General features: G+C 42.6%; 24 protein-coding genes. 10 read left to right on the plus strand and 14 right to left on the minus strand.

The annotated features are described in order from the left end of the window. Positions 1-23: 23 nt before the first annotated feature. A complete protein-coding gene (locus tag JV16_RS01920; protein ID WP_021094851.1) occupies positions 24-416 on the minus strand; it encodes a hypothetical protein in 393 nt (130 codons plus the stop codon). 143 nt (positions 417-559) lie between these two features. Between JV16_RS01920 and JV16_RS01925 the strand changes: the two genes are divergently transcribed. After that, on the plus strand, positions 560-2269 hold the full coding sequence (locus JV16_RS01925) for a two-component system sensor histidine kinase NtrB (RefSeq protein WP_042533986.1): 1710 nt from the start codon (positions 560-562) through the stop codon (positions 2267-2269). Between the two features lie 41 nt (positions 2270-2310). Here the strand turns inward: JV16_RS01925 and JV16_RS01930 are convergent, their stop codons facing one another. The 6 genes from JV16_RS01930 to JV16_RS01955 form a co-directional block, all read right to left on the minus strand. After that, on the minus strand, positions 2311-3198 hold the full coding sequence (locus JV16_RS01930; RefSeq protein WP_021095747.1) for a response regulator: 888 nt from the start codon (positions 3196-3198) through the stop codon (positions 2311-2313). A gap of 12 nt (positions 3199-3210) precedes the next feature. After that, positions 3211-4461, minus strand: coding sequence for a sensor histidine kinase (locus tag JV16_RS01935; protein WP_042533988.1), 1251 nt, complete (start codon positions 4459-4461; stop codon positions 3211-3213). Between the two features lie 67 nt (positions 4462-4528). Beyond that, positions 4529-5179 (minus strand): amino acid ABC transporter permease, encoded by a 651-nt coding sequence (locus tag JV16_RS01940; protein ID WP_021095745.1) that lies wholly within the window; start codon positions 5177-5179, stop codon positions 4529-4531. Between the two features lie 14 nt (positions 5180-5193). Continuing rightward, positions 5194-5847 carry an amino acid ABC transporter permease gene (locus JV16_RS01945; RefSeq protein WP_021095744.1) on the minus strand — a complete coding sequence of 218 codons (654 nt, stop codon included), beginning with the start codon at positions 5845-5847 and terminating at the stop codon, positions 5194-5196. A 64-nt stretch (positions 5848-5911) separates the two neighbouring features. Beyond that, complete coding sequence (locus JV16_RS01950) at positions 5912-6763, minus strand: glutamate ABC transporter substrate-binding protein (protein WP_021095743.1); 852 nt, start codon at positions 6761-6763, stop codon at positions 5912-5914. Positions 6764-6784: 21 nt separating this feature from the next. Continuing rightward, positions 6785-7513, minus strand: a complete 729-nt coding sequence (locus JV16_RS01955) for an amino acid ABC transporter ATP-binding protein (protein WP_009362713.1) — start codon at positions 7511-7513, stop codon at positions 6785-6787. A 269-nt stretch (positions 7514-7782) separates the two neighbouring features. Here JV16_RS01955 and JV16_RS15070 point away from each other — a divergent pair, with 269 nt between their 5' ends. The 8 genes from JV16_RS15070 to JV16_RS01990 all read left to right on the plus strand — a co-directional run bounded on the left by JV16_RS15070 (position 7783) and on the right by JV16_RS01990 (position 15141). Beyond that, positions 7783-7941, plus strand: coding sequence for a DUF1450 domain-containing protein (locus JV16_RS15070; protein ID WP_235045456.1), 159 nt, complete (start codon positions 7783-7785; stop codon positions 7939-7941). Between the two features lie 14 nt (positions 7942-7955). Then, positions 7956-8117: a YnfA family protein gene (locus tag JV16_RS01960; protein ID WP_021095742.1), complete on the plus strand. Its 162-nt coding sequence runs from the start codon at positions 7956-7958 to the stop codon at positions 8115-8117. A gap of 222 nt (positions 8118-8339) precedes the next feature. After that, positions 8340-8789 carry a hut operon transcriptional regulator HutP gene (hutP, locus tag JV16_RS01965; RefSeq protein WP_021095741.1) on the plus strand — a complete coding sequence of 150 codons (450 nt, stop codon included), beginning with the start codon at positions 8340-8342 and terminating at the stop codon, positions 8787-8789. Positions 8790-8878: 89 nt separating this feature from the next. After that, a complete protein-coding gene (hutH, locus tag JV16_RS01970) occupies positions 8879-10402 on the plus strand; it encodes a histidine ammonia-lyase (protein ID WP_035063551.1) in 1524 nt (507 codons plus the stop codon). A 14-nt stretch (positions 10403-10416) separates the two neighbouring features. After that, a complete protein-coding gene (gene hutU, locus JV16_RS01975) occupies positions 10417-12072 on the plus strand; it encodes a urocanate hydratase (protein ID WP_235045455.1) in 1656 nt (551 codons plus the stop codon). Beyond that, positions 12069-13331 carry an imidazolonepropionase gene (hutI, locus tag JV16_RS01980; protein ID WP_021095738.1) on the plus strand — a complete coding sequence of 421 codons (1263 nt, stop codon included), beginning with the start codon at positions 12069-12071 and terminating at the stop codon, positions 13329-13331. Before hutU ends, hutI begins: the two co-directional genes overlap by 4 nt. After that, entirely contained in the window at positions 13315-14262 is a 948-nt protein-coding gene (hutG, locus tag JV16_RS01985; protein WP_021095737.1) for a formimidoylglutamase, read from the plus strand. The genes hutI and hutG overlap by 17 nt, the downstream gene beginning before the upstream one ends. A gap of 147 nt (positions 14263-14409) precedes the next feature. Continuing rightward, positions 14410-15141, plus strand: a complete 732-nt coding sequence (locus JV16_RS01990) for a YkgJ family cysteine cluster protein (RefSeq protein ID WP_021095736.1) — start codon at positions 14410-14412, stop codon at positions 15139-15141. A gap of 39 nt (positions 15142-15180) precedes the next feature. Here JV16_RS01990 and JV16_RS01995 read toward each other — a convergent pair whose 3' ends face one another. From JV16_RS01995 to JV16_RS02020, 6 genes are all read right to left on the minus strand, one after another. Then, a complete protein-coding gene (locus JV16_RS01995; protein ID WP_412093551.1) occupies positions 15181-15444 on the minus strand; it encodes a sigma-G-dependent sporulation-specific acid-soluble spore protein CsgA in 264 nt (87 codons plus the stop codon). Between the two features lie 44 nt (positions 15445-15488). Then, positions 15489-16526 carry an iron-containing alcohol dehydrogenase family protein gene (locus tag JV16_RS02000; RefSeq protein WP_042533991.1) on the minus strand — a complete coding sequence of 346 codons (1038 nt, stop codon included), beginning with the start codon at positions 16524-16526 and terminating at the stop codon, positions 15489-15491. Further along, positions 16523-17173, minus strand: a complete 651-nt coding sequence (locus JV16_RS02005) for an MtnX-like HAD-IB family phosphatase (RefSeq protein WP_021094585.1) — start codon at positions 17171-17173, stop codon at positions 16523-16525. Before JV16_RS02005 ends, JV16_RS02000 begins: the two co-directional genes overlap by 4 nt. A 48-nt stretch (positions 17174-17221) precedes the next feature. Beyond that, on the minus strand, positions 17222-18340 hold the full coding sequence (locus tag JV16_RS02010) for an NAD(P)/FAD-dependent oxidoreductase (protein WP_021094586.1): 1119 nt from the start codon (positions 18338-18340) through the stop codon (positions 17222-17224). An 81-nt stretch (positions 18341-18421) separates the two neighbouring features. Continuing rightward, entirely contained in the window at positions 18422-19411 is a 990-nt protein-coding gene (locus JV16_RS02015) for a sodium-dependent bicarbonate transport family permease (RefSeq protein WP_021094587.1), read from the minus strand. A gap of 121 nt (positions 19412-19532) precedes the next feature. Further along, positions 19533-19892 (minus strand): Na-translocating system protein MpsC family protein, encoded by a 360-nt coding sequence (locus tag JV16_RS02020; RefSeq protein WP_021094588.1) that lies wholly within the window; start codon positions 19890-19892, stop codon positions 19533-19535. A gap of 297 nt (positions 19893-20189) precedes the next feature. On the opposite strand from JV16_RS02020, the gene JV16_RS02025 reads away from it, so the two are divergent. Next, positions 20190-21107, plus strand: coding sequence for a diacylglycerol/lipid kinase family protein (locus JV16_RS02025; RefSeq protein WP_021094589.1), 918 nt, complete (start codon positions 20190-20192; stop codon positions 21105-21107). Between the two features lie 53 nt (positions 21108-21160). Here JV16_RS02025 and JV16_RS15735 read toward each other — a convergent pair whose 3' ends face one another. Next, entirely contained in the window at positions 21161-21298 is a 138-nt protein-coding gene (locus JV16_RS15735; protein WP_021094590.1) for a hypothetical protein, read from the minus strand. Between the last annotated feature and the right edge of the window lie 293 nt (positions 21299-21591).

Below are 21591 nucleotides of genomic sequence, written 5' to 3' on the forward strand. Positions count from 1 at the left end.
GCCATCTTTATAGATGGCTCTTTTTACTTGGGTTTCTTTTTCAAAAAAGTGCGAATGATTTCGGCAATAACTCCGATAACAACGCCAAACAATGAAATAGTGAGAAAAGAAATGATGCTTGTTATATCGCTCCAGCCATCGTGCAAATCGGTAACAGAAATAAACAACATATAAATCATTCCAATGATGAAAAAAGCAAAAGATATGATAACAAACGTCGTTTTACCAAAAAAACCACCTATTCCGATGATGCATGATAAAATGAGGGATATGATCGCAAAACCAACGAGTTGCTTAAAGTCCATATCCATGTTAAGCAATAAACGAGATGCGAGCAGCGCACAAAGAAAGAGAAAAAACAAAAAAATGCTAACCACATACCATTGTTTCGATCGACTTTTAGGAAGTTTGATCATCGCTGTCACCCCTTGATTATTTTCTTATATTATATCGCACCGTGAATTGGGCTGAACAGAACAATGAAGAAAATTGTCTTGTTGCTTATTTTTTTGTTTTAAAATAGAATGATAGAGTCAATTTTACATCATGGGTGAATGTAATGAAACGATTATTTGCGATATATGTGACGCTCATCTCGTTGCTTGGATGTGCATTATTTTTATATACATGGCCGTTTTCAGACGTGAACGTACAAAACGAATGGTTTTTGTTATTGTTGTTTGCTGGGGCTGTGGCATTGCTAGATCGGTATTTAATATGTTTGCCACCTAGCGGTAATTCATTTACATTAGAATCATCCATTTATTTGTCTTTACTTTTTGTTTTTGGATTGAACTATACACTAACCGTCTTAATACTAGGGGGCTTTATTGTATATTTTACTCATTTTCGCAAAATGGTTTGGTGGAAACATGTATTTAATTTTTCCGTCTATACGATTATGATATGTAGCGCTTATTATGTTTACATTGTATTTGGAGGGATAGTTGGAGATATATCTTCCAGTTATTTGTTTGCTTATGTATTTTGTTTCCTTACCTACTTTATTTTAAATGCCATACTTATGTCTATATATTTTTCCCTTCATTCATCTGCGAATTTTATTGTTGTATTAATTAATACGGTAAAAGAGGTTGTATATATTTATGCTGTTACAATGATAGTATCTCTCATATTATCTATTTTATTTTATTTTGATCCATTATTTGGTCTATTTTTATATACATTTATTATGTTGCTGCTTTCTTCAACTTTTCATCAGTATTCTCGACTATATGAGAAATTAGAAGACGATAAAGTATACATTGAACAATTACTCAATTCATTGCCTGTTGGTCTGATCACAATCGATAATTCAAAGTCGAACAGTTTTATTAATAACTCTGCAACTACATTACTTGGTTTAGATAAGAAAGAAATTAAACAATTAGTTGAACAAGAAAGGAAAAGTGAGAAAAATCCTTATTTTTGGGGTATTATGACTCGTTGTGATCCGTTTCAACAAGTCAAAGTATCATATGAAAGAGATGGAGAGGAAAAAATATTTCTAGTGTCGCAATCGAATTTGCATAATTTATATGGTGAAATAATAGGTAGAACGATTTTCTTCCTCGACATCACCGAAATGGAACAACTAACGAAGCGAATACATCAATCGGAAAAGTTGGCGTTAATGGGGGAAATGGCGGCGAAGGCAGCGCATGAAATTCGCAATCCGCTTGCGGTTATTCACGGTTTTTTAGCGTTTATGAACGAAAATTTACATGAACGCGATCGCGAACAATATCATATTCCACTTTTATTAAAAGAAATTGATCGCATCAACGCAATTGTCGAAGATATGCTTCTGATCGCAAAACCGAGCGCCCCAGTGATGAAAGAAACGTATATCGAAACGATCGTTCAAGACGTTCTTTCTCTTTTTCAACAAACATTAGAAGCAAAACGTATACGCGTGCACGTGCGCCTTGAGCGCGTGCCGTTACAGCTTGATTCGAAACAAATGATGCAAGTGTTATACAATTTGCTTCACAACAGCATCGAAGCGATGGAAGAAGGCGGAACGATTTGCATATATTCCGATGTCGATGAGACGTACAACATGTACATGTACGACTCTGGAAGCGGCATTCCGACACATATGCAGGAGACGATTTTTGAACCATTTATCACAACGAAGTCGTCAGGTACAGGATTAGGATTAACGATCGTCAAACGAATTATTGAAAACCATGGCGGAACGATTGCGCTTCACGACAGCTCGGAACAAGGAACGACGTTTGTCATTAAGCTACCCATTCGACGGTAAAAAGAGTAAAGAAAAAGAGGTGTCCGTTACGGGCACCTTTGCTATATATTTTTTATTTCCATATAGAAGGCAGTTAAAAATTTTTTTACGTTAATTCGGCATTTTGTTGCTTTTTCCCCAGCTTCTAACTCTTGCATGCGCAGGCGAATTTCTTCAAAATCAAACAAGCGTGGGGCAAAATGCTCAAATGTCGGATTTGTGTAATCGGCTAACCCGAGTGACGATAAGTGTGTAAACGCTTGTAGCACCATGCGGCGGATGCGTTGTTCCATCGCACGTATTTCTTTTTGCACAAGTTGCTCTTCTTTATACACACGTTGCACCATTTGGGCGTATAGCTCTTTCAATGGCGGCAAGTCGTGAATCGATCGCCCTTGTTGTTCTTGTTCCGAAAGCCAACGCATAATAGCTAATAAATCGGCTGCCCCCGCTTCGCCAGCGATGCCTAAGATGAGAAGAAGCTGTCGTGCCTTTTGTTCAGTCGTCGCTTCATGGGTGGCGAGTGGTTGTTTCGTTTTTTCTAGCGTTTGCAATAGGCGGCGGATGGAGTCAAGCGATGAAGCGACAGAAAGGTAGTCGGCGACTCGTTTTAAAACCGAGACGACTTCGTAACGGTTAATCGGTTTATGGATATATGTATCGATGCCGTGAAGATACGCTTGCCCAATCATTTCTTTATTTTCTACTTGGGAAATCATGATAAATGGGCCGGTAAACCCTTGCGCGCGCAGCTTTTTCATCGTTTGAATGCCATCAAGCCCCGGCATAAGCAAATCGATAAGCACGACATCGACAGCATATAGCTGGTCGATTGATACATCTAGCCCGTCCTCCGCTTGCCCCACGACTTCCCCAAGTCCGCTTTCATGAATCACTTTCTCTAACATTTTTCTTACAACCGCGTCATCTTCAATTAGAAAAAAGCGCATGGCATCCTCCCCTTATAGTTGTTTGCTAGGAATGTTTATTTGAAATTGCGTTTGCCCATTTTCGTCGGTTGTTAATCGTATATTTCCATTGAAACTATGAACAATTTCTTTCGCGTGCGTTAGCCCGATGCCAGTGGATGGGTTGCCGTGTTCATCATATTTGGTTGTAAACCCAAGCTCAAACACCCAATCGCGCTCGTCTTCTGGAATTCCAGGACCGGAATCAGTGACGGTAAAGACGAGGTCGCCGCCATCAAGTTCAGCGCGAAGCTGAATCCATCCGGATAAGGGGATTGCCTCTACCGCATTGGCGACTAAATTATTCAAGACAGAAAGAAGGGCGTAGACGTGCCTAGTCGATAAGTCGAGATCGCACGTGAATTGAAAAGCAATTTCTTTTTTTAACAATTCCGCATATTTTTGATTCGCACGAATGACCATGCCGCAAAGCTCAGCAATCGACAGGCGCAAATCGCGCTGTTCTTGGTTCATTAATTCTGACAGGCCAGCTAAAATGCGCTGCGAATCTTTTTTTACTTCGTGGACATGTTCTGCGATATAAAGCGCGGTGCGCGGTTCAATCCTTTTCCCATCCATTAACATTGTGTATAGCTCGTAGCTTTTGCGTGTAATGTCCTCCATATGGCTCATTGATTTGCGCAAATAAAACGCTTCTTCATAGAGGCTGGCGTTCATCATCACGAGCCGTTCGAGCTCTTGTCGTCTGGCTTCTCCTAACGTTTGCATTTGTTGAATCATCAAAATGTTATATAGTCCAACAACACAAAAACTTCGCAAAATTCCGAACAAAAGCAGCATAAAAATCGTTTCATGCGTGACAGCAATCGTTTCGCCCATTAGATGACGGACAAACAGTTCGATAATATTAGAGGCGAAATCAATGCTTGCCCCGAGCAACGCAACATGAATAGGAAGCTCCATATAATTACGAAGTCGAAGCACGTGAACAAATAGGGCAAAAGCGAGATAATAGCACGCAGCCGGAAGATGAGAAAGAAAATGATCGCTAAAAGATTTGTCGTTCATCAGTAGGTCGATGCTTGTCCGAAATAGAGAAATAAAAAGCCCTGTGAACAAACCAGTCCATACAACCGGCACGGTGCGAAACCAAATAAGCCCAAAAAAGAAAACGGCGCTTCCGAGCGAAAAGCGAAACGAACTTCCAAATGGATTCACTTTCATTTCTCCGAAAAAAGCGGTTGCTATGATGAGAAGCAAGATTGGTAGCATCCGTTCGCGCATACATATCTCCTTTATCTTGGAAATAATAATCTCCATTTCCTATTATACAGGAAACGGAGATTCATTGTTACGTATGTTTATGCTCAAGTCTTCGCGAAACGAGCGAAAGGGAGTAGTTGACGACAAAGTACATGACGGCAACTAATAGGAAAATAGGAATGACATAGTTGACGTTTTGGCCGTTAATAATTTGCGCATGGTTCATTAATTCTGGCAAGGCGATGACGACAGCAAGCGACGTATCTTTCAAAAGCGAAATAAACTGCCCGACAATTGGGGGAACCATGCGGCGCAATGCCTGCGGCAAAACGATATGCCATAACGTTTGCGTATAGGTGAGACCTGATGAGCGTGCCGCTTCTATTTGCCCTTTTTCAATTGAATTCAGCCCGCTCCGCACAATTTCTGATAGCATCGCCGATTCGAAAATGACAAGCGCTAAAATCGCAGCATAAAACTTATCAAGTTTGAATCCGACTTCAGGGAGCGCAAAATACGTAAAGAAAATAATTAATAACAGCGGCAAGTTCCGAATCGTCTCCACCCCGACGGCAAGCACTGGAGAAAGAAAAGGAATACGGCTATACCGTAGCACGCCAATAATAATCCCAATGAGAAAACTAAAAAAAATGGAGAGAAAGGCAACTTCAAGAGTAACAACAAATCCTTCCAATAAAAACTTCAAATGCGCAGGAGCATAGGCACCGACAAAATCCATCTCTCACTCCACCTTTACCGACTTTTTGCTAGGCGGCGTTCTAATGCGCCAACCCCTAAACTTAATGGAATTGTTAAAAGTAAATAAAATAATGCAACGAAAATATACACATCAAATGTTACAAACGTCTCTGACGAAATTAAGTCACCGAAATACATCAAATCAAGCCCGGCGATGACCCCGAGAACCGATGAGTTTTTTACAAGGTTAATAAATTGGTTGCCCATTGGCGGGATGACGATTTTTACTGCTTGTGGTAAAATCACATGCCACATCGCCTGCAAATACGTTAGTCCCGATGAGCGAGCAGCTTCCATTTGTCCTTTCGGAACGGCAAGAATGCCGGCGCGGATGACTTCGGCAATAAACGCTGCCGTGTAAACAGTTAAGCCTAACGTGCCGGCAGTGAATGAATCAAAGCGAATGCCGATGGCAGGCAACCCGACAAAAAAGACGAAAACGATTAAAATGAGCGGGATGTTGCGAATAAATTCGACATAGGCAGCGCCAATCCAGTTTAATGGACGAATGGGCGCGATGCGAAAAACGGCCATTACCGTTCCGATCGCTAAACTGCCAATTAACGCGAGGACACTTGCCTTTAATGTATTGGAAAACCCTTGCATATACATATCCCAATGTTCGATCAGAATCGAGTAGTCAAGCACCTTGTAGCCTCCTTTCCAAATGAACAAGAGATGAGCGGATATATTTCCGCTCATCGTCATGTCATTATTGTTTTGGCTTTTCGCCAATCCATTTTTCGTAAATTTTATCGTATTCGCCGTTTGCCTTGATTTCTTTTAAGTATTCGTTAATGACGTCTAATAATTCTTTATCGCCTTTGCGAACCGCAATTCCATACGGCTCTTCCGAGAACGTTTCATCGACGACGCGGAAGTTTGGATCTTGTTTTGCCATTCCAAACAACAACGCATTGTCTGTCGTGAGCGCATCGCCTTGTCCTGCTTTTAGTGCTGTAAATGCTTCGGCGTAGTTTTCAAATTCTAGCACAGTTGCTTCTGGTGCTTTTGCCCGAATGTTTTGCGCGGAAGTCGAGCCTTTTGCCGTTAATACCGTCACGCCTTTTTTGTTTACATCAGCAATCCCGTTAATGTTGCTGTCTTTTTTGACGAGCAACGATTGGCCTGCCATAAAATAAACGTCGGAGAAGTCAACTTCTTTTTTCCGCTCTTCGGTGATCGTCATTGTCGCGATAATTGCATCAATTTCGCCGTTGTTTAGCATCGGAATGCGCGTTTTGGATGTTACTTCTTTTAGCTCAATTTTGTTTTCATCGCCAAGAATTTTTTTCGCTAATCCTTTCGCGATGTCGATATCAAAGCCTTCTACTTCACCCGTTTGCGGATTTTTTAAGCCGAAAAGGTTCAGATCATATTTCACGCCGACGACCAATTTGCCGCGTTCTTTAATTTTGTCTAACGTCGTTTCTGCTGCTTGTTCTTTTTTGTTGTCCGTTTTGTTTTCTGTCGTTGTTTCGCTGCTGCAGCCGACTAAGGCAGTGGCGCTGAGCATGGCGACAAGCCCAAGCCCAATCATTTTTTTCCAAACCGTTTTGAACATGAAAAATTTCCCCCTTTAAAATTAATGATTTAAAATCCGGCTAAGAAACAGGCGCGCCCGTTCTTCACGCGGATTGGCAAAAAACTGTTCTGGTGGTGCTTCTTCTAAAATTCTCCCTTGATCCATAAAGACGATGCGGTCAGCGACTTCCCGCGCAAATCCCATTTCGTGGGTGACGACAACCATCGTCATCCCTTCTCTTGCAAGTGTTTTCATGACATCAAGCACCTCGCCAATCGTTTCTGGGTCAAGGGCGGAAGTCGGTTCGTCAAACAACATAATTTTCGGTTTCATCGCTAGTCCTCTAGCGATGGCGACGCGCTGCTGCTGGCCTCCGGAAAGTGCTGTCGGGTAGGCGTTCGCCTTATCGGGAATACCGACTTTTTCTAAATAATACATCGCTGTTTCTTTCGCTTCTTGTTCTGGCACGCCGAGCACTTTCATCGGTGCTAATGTAATATTTTGTAAGACGGTTTTATGTGGATATAAGTTAAAATGTTGAAAAACCATGCCGATATTGCGGCGCAGTTTGTTAATATCGGTGTTTTTATCGTTTACTTTCACGCCATCGACAATCAGTTCGCCGCTTGTAATTGTTTCTAGGCGGTTAATGCAGCGGACTAACGTACTTTTTCCAGAACCGGACGGCCCGATAATCACGACGACTTCACCTTGTTGGATAGTGAGATTAATATCTTTTAAGACGTGAAAGTCTCCGTAATGTTTATTCACTTGATGAAAATAGATCAATACGCCCCCTCCTTTCTATTTTTCTACTATTTTTTCTTTTCTGAATTAAATGTAAAATAAACCTACGGAAATCTACAAAAAACAACAAGAAAACAGCGAAAAAATTTTTCCGTGGGGGTAATTTTTTACGATAATATGAAAATGATAATTTTTATCATCACGAAGAGAGGTTTGCACCATAACAAAAGGAACGCAAAAAAATATTCAGCTCACTTTATGATGTGGGTGAATAGTTACATATACATTTTTGCAGCGGACGTATAAAAATAGTGAAACGAAAAGGTTGTTTAGGGAAATGCAAACCGTGTAAAAAAGGATCGTTTGTACTCATCGATGGAGAAATGGTGAAAGGCAATACAGTCGATGAGCTGTTTTGTGAAGCAACCCATCGCCTAATGAAAGACTGGTGGGAATTTCGTGGGAAGTAGGGGGCTTTGGTTCGATGATGGCAGTGGTGTTATTCATTTTAGCAGGGCTTGCGGAAATTGGCGGCGGCTATTTAATCTGGCTTTCGTTGCGTGAATCCAAGCCTGTTTGGTACGGATTAGTTGGGGGAGTGATTTTTTATCGTTTTATCATTATTGTGGGGATGGCGGGTAGATAAAAAACGCCAGATATAGATGATTGGCTCGAAGGAATGATTTGCTTAACAGGTGCCGGTGTCATGTTATTGAGATCGCGAAGTTAAACTTTAGTTTAGTAATAAGGCACTATATTAATTTGTTAAAAAGTGGTAAAAAATAATTGACAGTTCGTGAAAGGACCTTTACAATGATGATAGATCATTAGTTTTTTAGAAAATTTAAAAAATAGGTGTTGATATACGTTGCTAAAAAAGACAGGCGGAAGAATTGGCCGCAATGCGATATTGCTTGCTTTGATGGAAGAAGAAGAGGAGCAAGCGCTGCTTGAGCACTTAGCTACATTGCGGTGGCGTTGTTGCAAAGGAAAAGTTGGAGCCATGGAACTGCAAAAAATTGTAGCCGCCATCGAAACAGCAGCCAAACGAAACGGTGTCGTGAATGGAGAGTTGTACCGTGAAATGCATGCTTTATATCACGCCGTTGTCGAAGCGATGCAAGGGGTTACAAGAGGCCAAGTAGAATTAGGTGATTTCATGCGAACGGTCGGTCTTCGCTTTGCGGTTGTACGCGGAATGCCATATGAAAACGAAGCAGAAGGCGAATGGATTGCCGTGGCGTTATACGGAACAATCGGGGCGCCGATTCGTGGGTTAGAGCACGAAACAATCGGATTAGGAATTAATCATATGTAGCCTATAGATCTTTAGTTTAGAAGGAGGCTATTCCACCAAATGGTGGTGTAGCCTCCTTCTTTATTTCATTAAAGGAATGGGGTGTGAACGTGGTCATTTTAACTGGACACACGTTAACGTTAGAGCAGGTTAAACGGGTATTGTATCAAAATGAAGCAGTTATTGCATCGAAGGACAGTATAGATGCAGTCAAAAAAAGCCGGCAGGCGGTCGAAGAAATCGTTGCCAACAAACGAATTGTATACGGGATTACGACGGGGTTTGGAAAGTTTAGTGACGTTTTTATTGAAGCAGACGATGTAGAAGAGTTGCAGTGGAATTTAATTCATTCACACGCTTGTGGGGTAGGTGAGCCGTTTCCAGAAATCGTTTCGCGTGCGATGCTTTTATTGCGGACCAACGCGCTCTTAAAAGGTTATTCCGGCGTTCGCCCGGTCGTCATTCAACGGTTGCTTGATTTATTAAATGCGCATATTCATCCAGTCGTTCCGCAGCAAGGTTCTCTCGGAGCGAGCGGTGACTTAGCGCCGCTATCGCATTTAGCGCTTGCATTGCTTGGTGAAGGAGAAGTGTTTTACCGCGGGCGCCGTATGCCTGCGCTCGCTGCGTTGACACAAGCGGGCATTGCTCCTCTTTCATTAAAAGCAAAAGAAGGATTAGCGCTTATTAACGGCACACAAGCGATGACAGCAATGGGGGTCGTCGGTTATTTGGAAGCAGAGCAGCTCGCTTATGAAAGTGAGTTAATCGCGGCGTTAACGATGGAAGGATTGCGCGGCATTATCGATGCATTTGATGAGCGCGTGCATCGTGTGCGCGGTTACCGACAACAAACGGAAGTGGCCAAACGCATCCGTTCGTATTTAGCTGGAAGTAAACTGACGACGACACAAGGCGAATTGCGTGTCCAAGACGCCTACTCGCTTCGTTGCATCCCGCAAGTGCATGGCGCTTCTTGGCAAGCGCTCGACTATGTAAAGGAAAAACTAGAAATTGAGATCAACGCCGCCACTGATAACCCGCTTATTTTCGATCACGGTGCAACCGTTATTTCTGGCGGGAACTTCCACGGACAGCCGATTGCTTTAGCGATGGACTTTATGAAAATTGCTGTGGCAGAACTGGCCAACATTTCGGAACGACGCATCGAACGGCTTGTTAATCCGCAACTAAACGATTTGCCACCGTTTTTAAGTCCAGCACCTGGGCTACAATCGGGGGCAATGATTATGCAGTATGCGGCCGCGTCACTTGTATCGGAAAATAAAACGTTAGCACACCCTGCAAGTGTCGATTCGATTCCGTCATCAGCCAATCAAGAAGACCATGTCAGCATGGGAACGATCGCTTCCCGTCATGCCTATGCGATTATTCAAAATGCGCGGCGCGTCTTGGCGATTGAACTCATTTGTGCGTTGCAGGCCGTCGAATATCGTGGAGTGGAACAAATGGCACCAAAGACGCGCGCGTTTTATGAAGCGGCGAGGAAAGTCGTTCCGTCCATTACAAAAGACCGCGTCTTCGCAAAAGATATCGAGGCAGCGGCAAAATGGCTGAAGGATGTGGAAGGGGATTTTTTTCTACAAACGATAGAAACAGTAACTAATAGATGAAAGGGGATATGAGGATGAGACGTATTCAAGCAAAAAAAGGATTAGAACTCGAATGTAAAGGCTGGGAACAAGAAGCGGCGTTACGCATGTTATACAACAACTTAAATCCAGAAGTAGCGGAAAAACCAGAAGAGTTAATTGTCTATGGTGGCATTGGGAAAGCGTCGCGAAATTGGGAAGCGTTTGACGCCATCGTTCGGACATTGCGCACGCTCGAAAACGATGAAACGTTATTGATTCAATCTGGAAAGCCGGTCGGCGTGTTTAAAACGCATGAACGGGCGCCGCGCGTACTTTTGTCAAACTCTGTCCTTGTACCGAAATGGGCGACGTGGGAGCACTTTCATGAGCTCGACCGAAAAGGATTAATCATGTACGGTCAAATGACAGCGGGAAGCTGGATTTATATCGGCACTCAAGGCATTTTACAAGGAACGTACGAAACATTTGCTGCGGTAGCCAAACAGCATTTTGGCGGGACGTTAAAAGGAACGATTACGCTTACTGCTGGATTAGGCGGTATGGGCGGGGCACAGCCGCTGGCGGTAACGATGAATGAAGGGATCGTCATTGCAGTAGAAATCGATCCAAACCGAATTCAAAAGCGGATGGATACGAAATATTGCGACCGGATGACGTATTCGCTCGACGAAGCGCTTCGTTGGGCGCAGGAAGCGAAAGAAAAAGGGGAGGCGTTATCGATCGGGCTTGTTGGCAACGCCGCCGAAGTGCACCATGAGTTGTTAACACGCGGTGTGCATATAGACATCGTGACCGACCAAACGTCTGCCCACGATCCATTAAACGGCTATGTACCAGAAGGGCTATCGTTAGAAGAAGCGGCTGAATTGAGAAAAAACAATCCAGAACAATACGTCCGCCGTTCAAAACAAAGCATGGCAAAACATGTAGAAGCTATGTTAGAGTTCCAAAAACGCGGTGCGATCGTTTTTGACTACGGCAACAATATTCGCCAAGTCGCTAAAGACGAAGGAGTCGAAAACGCCTTTGCGTTTCCAGGGTTTGTTCCTGCGTATATCCGTCCGCTATTTTGTGAAGGAAAAGGACCGTTCCGTTGGGCAGCGCTATCCGGCGATCCAGAAGATATTTATCGCACAGATGAACTAATTAAAGAACTGTTCCCAGAAAACGAGGCGCTCTTGCGCTGGATTGATATGGCACAAAAGAAAGTGGCGTTTCAAGGGCTTCCTGCGCGCATTTGCTGGCTCGGTTATGGCGAGCGGGTGAAAATGGGGCTAGCGATTAACGAATTAGTACGCAAAGGCGAAGTAAAAGCGCCGATTGTCATCGGGCGCGACCATTTAGATTGCGGTTCGGTTGCTTCTCCAAACCGCGAAACAGAAGCGATGAGAGACGGAAGCGATGCTGTCGGAGACTGGGCGGTGCTCAATGCCCTCATTAACACTGCTGCCGGAGGCTCTTGGATTTCGTTCCATCACGGTGGTGGCGTTGGCATGGGCTATTCGCTGCATGCGGGAATGGTTGTCGTTGCCGATGGAACTGACTTAGCGAAGGAACGGCTCGAGCGGGTGTTAACGACCGACCCTGGCATGGGCATTATCCGCCATGCAGATGCGGGCTATGAACGAGCAATTGAAGTAGCGAAAGAAATGAACGTTCATATCCCAATGCTAAGGGGGGAAATATGATGGATACGCTGATTGTAAATATTGGGCAGCTGTTAACGATGGAAGGGGACGGACCGGTAAAGGGGGAGCAGATGAAGATGCTCCCTTTGATCGAACAGGCAGCCGTGGGAATAAAAAATGGACGCGTGGCGTGGATTGGTAGCAATGAAGAAGCAAAAACCATTTCTGCTAGTCATCTCATTGACGCAGAAGGAAAACTCGTCACGCCCGGTCTTGTTGATCCGCATACCCATCTTGTCTTCGCTGGTTCGCGCGAACATGAACTTTCGCTAAAGCAGCAAGGTGTTCCGTATTTAGACATTTTAAAGCGAGGTGGCGGCATTTTATCGACTGTACGCGCGACGCGAGCAGCAAGTGAAGAAGAGTTGTACGAAAAAGCACACGTTCATTTGGACCGCATGCTTTCTTACGGGGTAACAACGGTCGAAGCGAAAAGCGGATACGGGTTAGACGTGGAAACAGAACGGAAACAATTACGCGTCGCGAAGCGCTTACACCAAACGCATCATGTAGATGTCGTGTCAACGTTTTTAGGCGCCCACGCGATTCCTACAGAACATCAAAACAATCCTGATGGGTTTTTACGACAAATGGTGGATTTGCTAGATGTCATTAAACAAGAACAGCTTGCCGATTTTGTCGACATTTTTTGTGAAACGGGCGTATTTACTGTCGAACAGTCGCGCACCTTTTTACAAAAAGCAAAAGAAAAAGGATTTGCCGTCAAAATTCATGCCGATGAAATTGACCCGCTTGGTGGGACGGAGTTAGCGGTGGAAGTTGGAGCGGTAAGCGCCGATCATCTTGTTGGAGCATCGAAAGCAGGAATTCAGCAGCTTGCTCATGCAAATACGATAGCAGTGCTGCTTCCTGGGACGTCGTTCTACTTAGGAAAAGGAAAGTATGCAAAAGCGCGGCAAATGATCGACGAAGGAGCAGCGGTGGCGCTTGCGACAGATTTTAACCCAGGTAGCTCGCCGACAGAAAATTTACAATTCATTATGACGCTCGCTGCGCTCTATTTACGGATGACCCCGGAAGAAATTTGGCATGCGGTAACGGTCAATGCGGCATATGCGATCAATCGCGGGCAAGACGCTGGACGAATTATGATTGGAAGAAGAGCAGATATCGCCATTTGGGACGCACCGAATTATATGTACGTGCCATACCATTACGGAATTAACCATGTTCGAATGGTGCTAAAAGACGGGAAAGTTGTGAGCGAAAGGAGAAAAGGCGATGTTTCCGCATCTTAAAGAAGCAGGCAAAGCGAATTTTCAAGATCGTTATGTGACAAAAGCAAATGAATTGCTCATTTCGTGGGACGGAAAGCATGGTAGCAGCATCGGCTTGATTGGTGCACCGCTCTCGAAATCATCGATTAGCCATTCGGGAGCAGCGTTCGCCCCACAGGCCATTCGGCAAGCGCTATCGTTTTATAGCACATACTCTATCGAATCGGGAATGGATTTAGTGGATATTGCGGTTACTGATTATGGCGATATAGTAATGCACCCGACTGATATTGCTGCGTCACAAAGACGCATTGCGGAAACAATCGAGCGAGTTGTTGCGTTACAGCCCGAGTCGATGTGGATTGTCCTTGGAGGCGATCACTCCATCACATATCCAGTCGTTAGCGGCTGGCAAAAACAAAAAGGGACAATTGGCATTATCCAGTTTGATGCCCATCATGATTTGCGCAATTTAGAAGACGGGGGACCAACAAACGGTACGCCATTTCGTCGGTTAATCGAAGCGGGCGTCATCGATGGCAGCCGGCTTGTGCAAATTGGCTTGCGCGACTTTGCGAATAGCCGCGCGTATACGGAGTATGGAAAACAATGCGGGGTTACGATGTATACGATCGAAGAGGTGTACCGCCTCGGTATACAAACGATGATCGAAAAAAGTATGCAGATGTTATCGGGCGTGGACGCGGTGTATGTATCGGTCGATATGGATGTGCTCGACCAAGCGTTTGCCCCTGGGTGTCCAGCGATTGGTCCAGGCGGCATGGATAGCCGCACGTTGTTGCACGCTATTTCGCTACTTGCGCGCTATGAGAAGGTGCAGGCAATGGATATTGTCGAAATCGACCCGACGATTGATTTTCGGCAAATGACAAGCCGGTTAGCGGCATGGATAATTTTACAGTTTTTAAAAGGGAAAAAAGAAAGGGTGTAGAGGAACCCTTTCTTTTCATTTGCACGCAAAGTGCTATTATTTTCTCTGAAAAGAAAAAGGACGATTTTTGTTTTGGGCAAAATAGATCGACAAATAAATGCTACGTTTGTATGATTGAACTGAAAGGAAGCTGAAAGGAGAACAAAGATGGCTTTAACATATGAGCAAATTGTTCGGATTTGTAAGCAAATTAACGACAAGCATATGCCCGACGGACAAGCGTTCGTTGATGCGGTTGATAAATGGTTGGAACGATATGATGGGGAAAACGGAAAAGAATTCATGTTTCAAGCGTTTAAAAAATTGCTTTCGCTTGTTGATGAACATATTCATACAATTGAGCGCAAAGTGAATATTCGCCCAACTTGTACAAAAGGGTGTACACACTGTTGCTATTTTCCCATTATTACGACGCGTGCAGAAGCAAGATGGATGATGGCTCATATCGCTAAACTGCCAAATGACGAGCAAGAACGCATATATAAGCATATACAATGGTATACTCAACACTACGCGGAACAAATAAAGCGAGTAGAAACGTTAGATTTTACAGAAGAGAGAAATTTTAAGAAAATATATATGAAAGAGCAATTACCTTGTATATTTTTAAATCCCCAAACAAATACATGTTTCATTTATGATGTACGACCTATTCCATGTCGTACGTATGTAAACTACTGTTCACCGAGTGTATGTGCGGAATCACATATGCCTAATGAACCGTTTAGTTATGAATTTTTATATGAGTTTTATATCGAGTCGCTTCATGATTTGATTCAAACGCTCATTTATGAAGGGGAAGATGTAGGAATCGACTATCCAGACGATTTGTTTACGATGGACTATTTGTTTTGTTATTTTATTAACGAAAAGAAATAACAGTGTCTAGCGCTCATATAAGCGCTAGACATGGTTTGCTTAAATGAGTTGTTCATATATTTCATTTAAATGATGAACTCGAACAGCATCTTGTTCTTCTTTTGCATACTTCATTTCTTGACGAAGCATGCGATCTAAAAATGTCGCTTCTTTTTGCGATAAATCCCGAACGAATTGTTCCTCGTTTTTGTATGACTTACTCATCAGTTTTTTATATAAATGAACGGCTATCGTGTGATGCCGATCAGCATAGTTTGCTAATGCCTCACGCAAATAAGCTAACGTTTGGTTCAACCGCCCCACCTCCTCAACAGTAGGGTAAGCGGTTTCGTGGTTAATTATGTGCGTTATACGAAAATCTCCTGTAAAATAGGGTCTTCGTCAAGAAGTTGAATGGCACGCTTCCGGTATTGTTCATCATGAATATACGTATAACGGTTTGGTTTGATCGTTGGTGCGATGTTGATTGCTTCTCGATATTCTTTTTTATTTAAACGTAATGTTTTAACGTAGTCAAAAAATCCGGTACGTGTAAACACTTTTGTAATGCGTTCCGCCCGATGTTGTTGTACGTGTGCCATGATATACGTAGCGATCCCAACTTGAATGCCATGCATATGCGGTGATTCGCTAATTTGATCAAGCGCATGGGAGATTAAATGTTCAGAGCCGCTAATGGGTGCGCTATTCCCGCTAATAACTGTTGAAATGCCGCCCATTGTTAAAGAACTAATTAATTCTTTTAAAAAAATGGGATGCTTAATGTTTTGCATCGGCGTACGAATGAAGCTGTTGACCGCTTTTTTACTAATCATCGCCGCAAAAGCGTTTACCCGACTGACTCCGTGGTTTTGTTCAAATTCCCAGTCATACAAAGCTGTAATATTCGACATTAAATCCCCGACGCCCGCTAAAATAAAACGATCCGGCGCCTGTTGAACGATACGTAAATCAGCTAAAATGCCAAATGGTACTTTAGCGGGAACGGTTGTTTTTTTACCGTTGACAAGTAACGAGCAGTTTGTGCTTGCAAACCCGTCATTTGACGCAGATGTCGGTATGCTAAGAAACGGCACTTGTCGTAAAAACGCCATATATTTACCGCAGTCAATGACTGCTCCGCCACCCATAGCCATCATGACATCACAGTGAGGAAGTTCAAACGCCTTTTTCATAATGTCAACGATATCAAGCTGGGGTGGTAAGCAAACAGTGTGAACAGCAGCGGATGAAATCGCTCGCTTCATTTCTTTCTCGTACGTTTGATAAGTGAAATCATCAAATAATATAACAGCTTTAGAAAAACGATACGTTTTCATCAGCTCGTCGATGCGACAAATGACACCTTCTCCAATTTCAAGAATGGATGGAATAGGGATGTTCATTTCAATACTCCTTTTTCTTGTAAATAACGTTCAACATCCGCAAACGTGTCCACAGGAACAAAAGGAATATGTTGTTCGCGCAACAACGATCGTAAAGCACCTTTTGCGAATGTCACATCTGCGACTTTCGCTGCGTGAACATCTGGTTCACTGTCGCCGATAAAATAAACCGTTTTGTACGTTTGTTTTAATGTACGAACGACACTTGATTTATCGATGCCGTATCGTTCTGAATAATGAATATGATTCGGATCGATGCGCATATGAATATTTTTATCATGGTAATATCCTTCGTTAGAAAAAATATCTACGCCACGTATGTCGTACTTTTTTAAAATATGGCGAATATAGTAATCCGTCCCCGCACTTAGCACGTAAAAATCGCCCCCGTTTTGCTGGATGCGTGTAATAAAGGGTAAAACCGTTTCGTCAATCGGAATGTTATAAATATCTTCAATAATTTTTTCTTCATCTTGATGAATGGATGTAAAGACGGTGCTTAAAAAGTCAATATCTTTTATTTTTCCGTCACGCCATTGTTGAAACAATTGTTTACCTTCAGGAAAATATTTTTCAATAACGATCCAATAAAAGTCTTGATGAGAGATTGTTCCATCAAAGTCAGAAACAAATGCCCATTTGTTCATAAGAAAACCTCCACTTTTGATAGGATATGCAATTAAACAGCACGTTCATCAAAGAAATCGAATCGCTTGAGCGACATCGTAGTCGCTTCGCTGTAATGAGGTAGACTGTCCGAGAATCATTTTGGATAGTTCGAAGCCGACGTATGGTCCGGCGGTCAAACCGGATGCCCCAAGGCCATTTGCAACGTAAAGCCCTTCGATCTGTGGGACGGCACCGAATACAGGTAAAAAGTTTGGTGCGTGAGGTCGGAAGCCGACACGTGTTTCTAAGTGAGTCCAATCAGCAAGATGGGGGGCGACGGTTAACGCTTTATGTAACACTTCGTACACTCCACCAGCAGTCACGCGACAATCGATGCCAGCACCATCTTCATGTGTAGCCCCAACGACAATTTTTCCTTTTGGGAAGGCGAGTATATATTGGTTGTTTGGTGGCATGACGACAGGCCAATGATCAGTATGTTGCTCAAGGTTTTGTAGATGGACGATTTGTGCTCGCTGGGGGGTAATGAGAGAATCAATACCTAGCGGTAAAAGTAACGATTTCGCCCAAACACCTGCCGCAACAATGACAGCATCTCCTTCGTAACGTTCATTTGCCACTGTAGCCCCAATGACTCGGTTATTTTTATGCAAAAGTGTCGCACTTCCTTTTATATATGTTGCCCCTAATTGAATAGCAGCATGAATAAGAGAACGTCGCAATGCGCGTCCGTCCACTCGAGCAGCTCCGCTTACATATAGCGCTTCGTATTCGTCACTTAATACAGGAAATCGTGTTTTTACGTCTTGTGAAGATAGACGAATAATCTCCCCAATTTCAGGCGCTTCTTCACGCCGGGTGTACAAACGTTCTTCCATGCTTTGTAACTTATTATCATCATGATGTAAACAAATGGCTCCGACACGTTTGTATCCTGTTTCGTGACCGTATGTTTGTAATTGTTCAATGAGATGGGGATAAAATGCCGCACCGCCTTTGGCAAGCGCATACCACTTTTTATTTCGCCGTTGTGACGTCCACGGGCAAATGATTCCTGCTGCTGCATCTGTTGCTTGCCCTCGGTCTTCACGATCGATTAAAATCACCTGCACTTTTTCTTTTGCTAGATGAAAGGCGATAGAAGCACCAACAATTCCAGCCCCGATGACGATATAACGATTCATTGTTCACACCTTTTCTTTCGTTGTTTCGTACCATTACAATAACATAAGACGTCAAAAAAGCAAGGGACACCCCTTGCTTTTTCAATAAAACCACTTAGCCATTTCATAATATAGTGGCATGCCGATCGTTAAGTTAAACGGAAATGTAAGCCCGAGTGCCATGCCAAGATAAATCGCAGGATTCGCTTCAGGGACAGATGCGCGCATCGCTGCTGGAGCAGCAATATATGAAGCACTTGCAGCAAGCACGCTAAGTAAAATTGTTCCTCCCAACGATAGCCCTGAATAATAACCGATCACTACTCCTAAAAACCCGTATACAGGGGGTAAAAGAATACCTAATGCGAGCAGTTTGATCCCATATTTACGTACGGCTGCAAGCTGATTTCCTGCTGTTAATCCCATCCCTAGTAAAAAGAGAACGAGAACACTTGGGTATAAATCAATAAACAACGGTTTAACAATCGTAAGGGCGCGTTCGCCGCCGATTAATCCGACGAGAAGGCTACCGACCATTAAAAAGACGCTTTTTCCAAATAATCCTTCTTTAATGATCGGTCCGTACACAGATGTAGCTGAGAAACGATATACTACTTCTTCCTTATATGAGCGATTTTCTAACAATTTCAATATGATGAGCGATACGATAATCGCAGGGCTTTCTAACAAGACGACAAAGGCATTCATGTAGCTTTCGTACGTAATATTTGCTTGTTCAACAAAAGCAAGTGCGGCACCGAACGTAACGATGCTAACGGATCCGTAAGTTGCTGCAATGCCGGTTGCATTTTTACGATCAATGCCAAGACGACGGCAAATCGCAAACGTAATAATTGGAATAATGATACCAAGCGACAACGTTCCAACTAACGGGCGAACGAGTTCATGAAAAGAATGTTCCGCAAGTTCAATGCCACCCTTCATTCCGATTGCGATTAACAAATAGATGCTTAACGATTCATTTAAGCCCGCTGGTAATTTTAAATCTGATTTGACGAGAGCAGCAATAATGCCAAGAATAAAAAATAAAATGGCTGGTGATGTTAAATTGTTAATAATCATTTCCTGCACAGCAATCCTCTCCTTCTATTTCTTTATTTTACATTCAACAAAAAAGCCGGAAACATTTTTCGATTTGGTCGAAAAATATTTCCGGCCTATCTTTTACTGACCACAATCGGCCTTTAAAAGATCAACCTTGTATATCGATTGGTTCTTGTAATAAAAAGACGATTATCCGTTCCCCTGTTTTTGTGCTAATATCTGTATGCATGCTTGTTACTTGTTTACCTGTTAATGTATAAATCATTTGTTTTAGTTGCTCGCTACCTGATTCAATTAAATCTGCGCGAATGCGTTTGATTGACAACATGCCTTCTTTTGTTTCGCACAATACTTTTTCAGCAGGAGTTAAAATGCCGCGCAACTGTACGATGACCATATTTCGTAAAATATCTGTTTTCACAGAGAGCGGACCGCGACCTAAATATTCTTTTTCCCATTGGGTGAGCGCGCGACTAATTTGATCTTCTAGTTCTCCTTTTGTTTTCACGTTGATCCCCCTTTAGAAACAAAAAGCGGCATGCCTCACATATAGATTGAAGTGAAACATACCGATGTATTTTTAGCTCAACTCGTTTCGGCGTCCGTCCTTTCGTTTTCGCCATGTCGCCATGTCAAAAACGCTAAGACAAAACAAGGAAACGAGTTTGCTATCAATCGTTCGGTGCAACAATTTGTTTTTAATTGTATAAGGCTTCAAAAATTATGTCAAGGGAAAAGATTGATGTCATACATGTATATGCCATGGTAAAATAAAAGGAAAGGGTTAGAGAATGGGGGAGAAGGTTTGGTACTATATTTTATTGTAAATCCTTCAGCGAAAAATGAGAAATGTAAAGAAATATGGAAAAAAATCGAACGAGCACTTCAACATCATCATATTCGTTATCATGTTGTATTTACAAAAAAACAAGGAGACGGAATGAAGCTAGCACAACAGATTGCTGAGCAAACATATGAACCGTTGATATTAATTGCCGTTGGTGGAGACGGAACGATGCATGAAGTCATGAACGGTGTTGCGATGTATGATCATGTCACTGTCGGATACATCCCCGCTGGAACAGGAAATGATTTTGCCCGAGGGATAAACATCCCGATAACGTGGAGAAAAGCGCTTAGTCAAATGTTATTACGTGTGAAGGATATGCATGTCGAACTGTATGATATCGGGACGTTTAAAGGTGTGAAACAAGGTGTTTTTGTGAACAGTGTCGGTTGTGGATTCGATGCACATATTTCACGAAAGGTGAATCATTCGAGATGGAAACATCTTTTGAATAGATTATATTTAGGAAAGTTTGTTTATGTGTTTTATTTATTGAAAGAGTTGTTTATATATAAACCAACTGTTGTGCAATTGACAGTTGATGAAAAACAATATACGTTTTCAAATGCATGGCTTGTCACCGTTGCGAATCATCCGTATTATGGCGGTGGAATGAAGATTGCTCCATTTGCGCTGTCAAATGATCAGTGTTTTGATATTGTCGTGGTCGATAATATATCACGGTTAAAACTGCTCGCTTTATTTGTGACAGTTTTCTGGGGCGGTCATATAAGGATGAAAGAAGTACATACGTTTCAAGGGAAATATATTCATATTTGCGGCAACACGTCTCTTCCTCTCCATGCAGATGGCGAGCAAATTGGCGAAGGCGACATTACGATTTCAGTAAACAAACAAATACGTGTGCTGAAGTAGCCCGAATGGATTTTTATATAAAGAATAAAGGCTCTTGCCATCGCCAAGAGCCTTTAATATTTGTTTTGCATATGCCGCAATATTTCATAGGCGCGATCGCCAAGAAGTGCAAGGAGCTGCTCGAATATCGCGTCTCGCTGCAAATCAAGCTCAATAATTTGTTTCGCTAAATCTATGGCTCGTTTTTCCATTTTCAATCTCCTTTCGAAGTTGTTCATATTTTTTTCGCAGTTCCGCTAATGTCCAGTGATGTATTTCTCCTCCTTCATGCAGTTTGTCGATATAAAATTGCTTTTGTTTCAGCGTTATTTGTAAAAGGGTTCCCATTTTCTTTCCTCCTTCCGTTATTTATTTGATAATCATTATATCTATCCTCTGTATTATAAACAGCATTTTTGTTACTTTTTATAACATGAATAATGAATTTTGTTAATTTTTATAACAAAAGTCGTTTCAATATTGATAAAATACATTATATTAATGT

This window comes from Anoxybacillus ayderensis (assembly GCF_000833605.1).
In the GTDB taxonomy this organism is placed as follows: Bacteria; Bacillota; Bacilli; order Bacillales; family Anoxybacillaceae; genus Anoxybacillus; species Anoxybacillus ayderensis.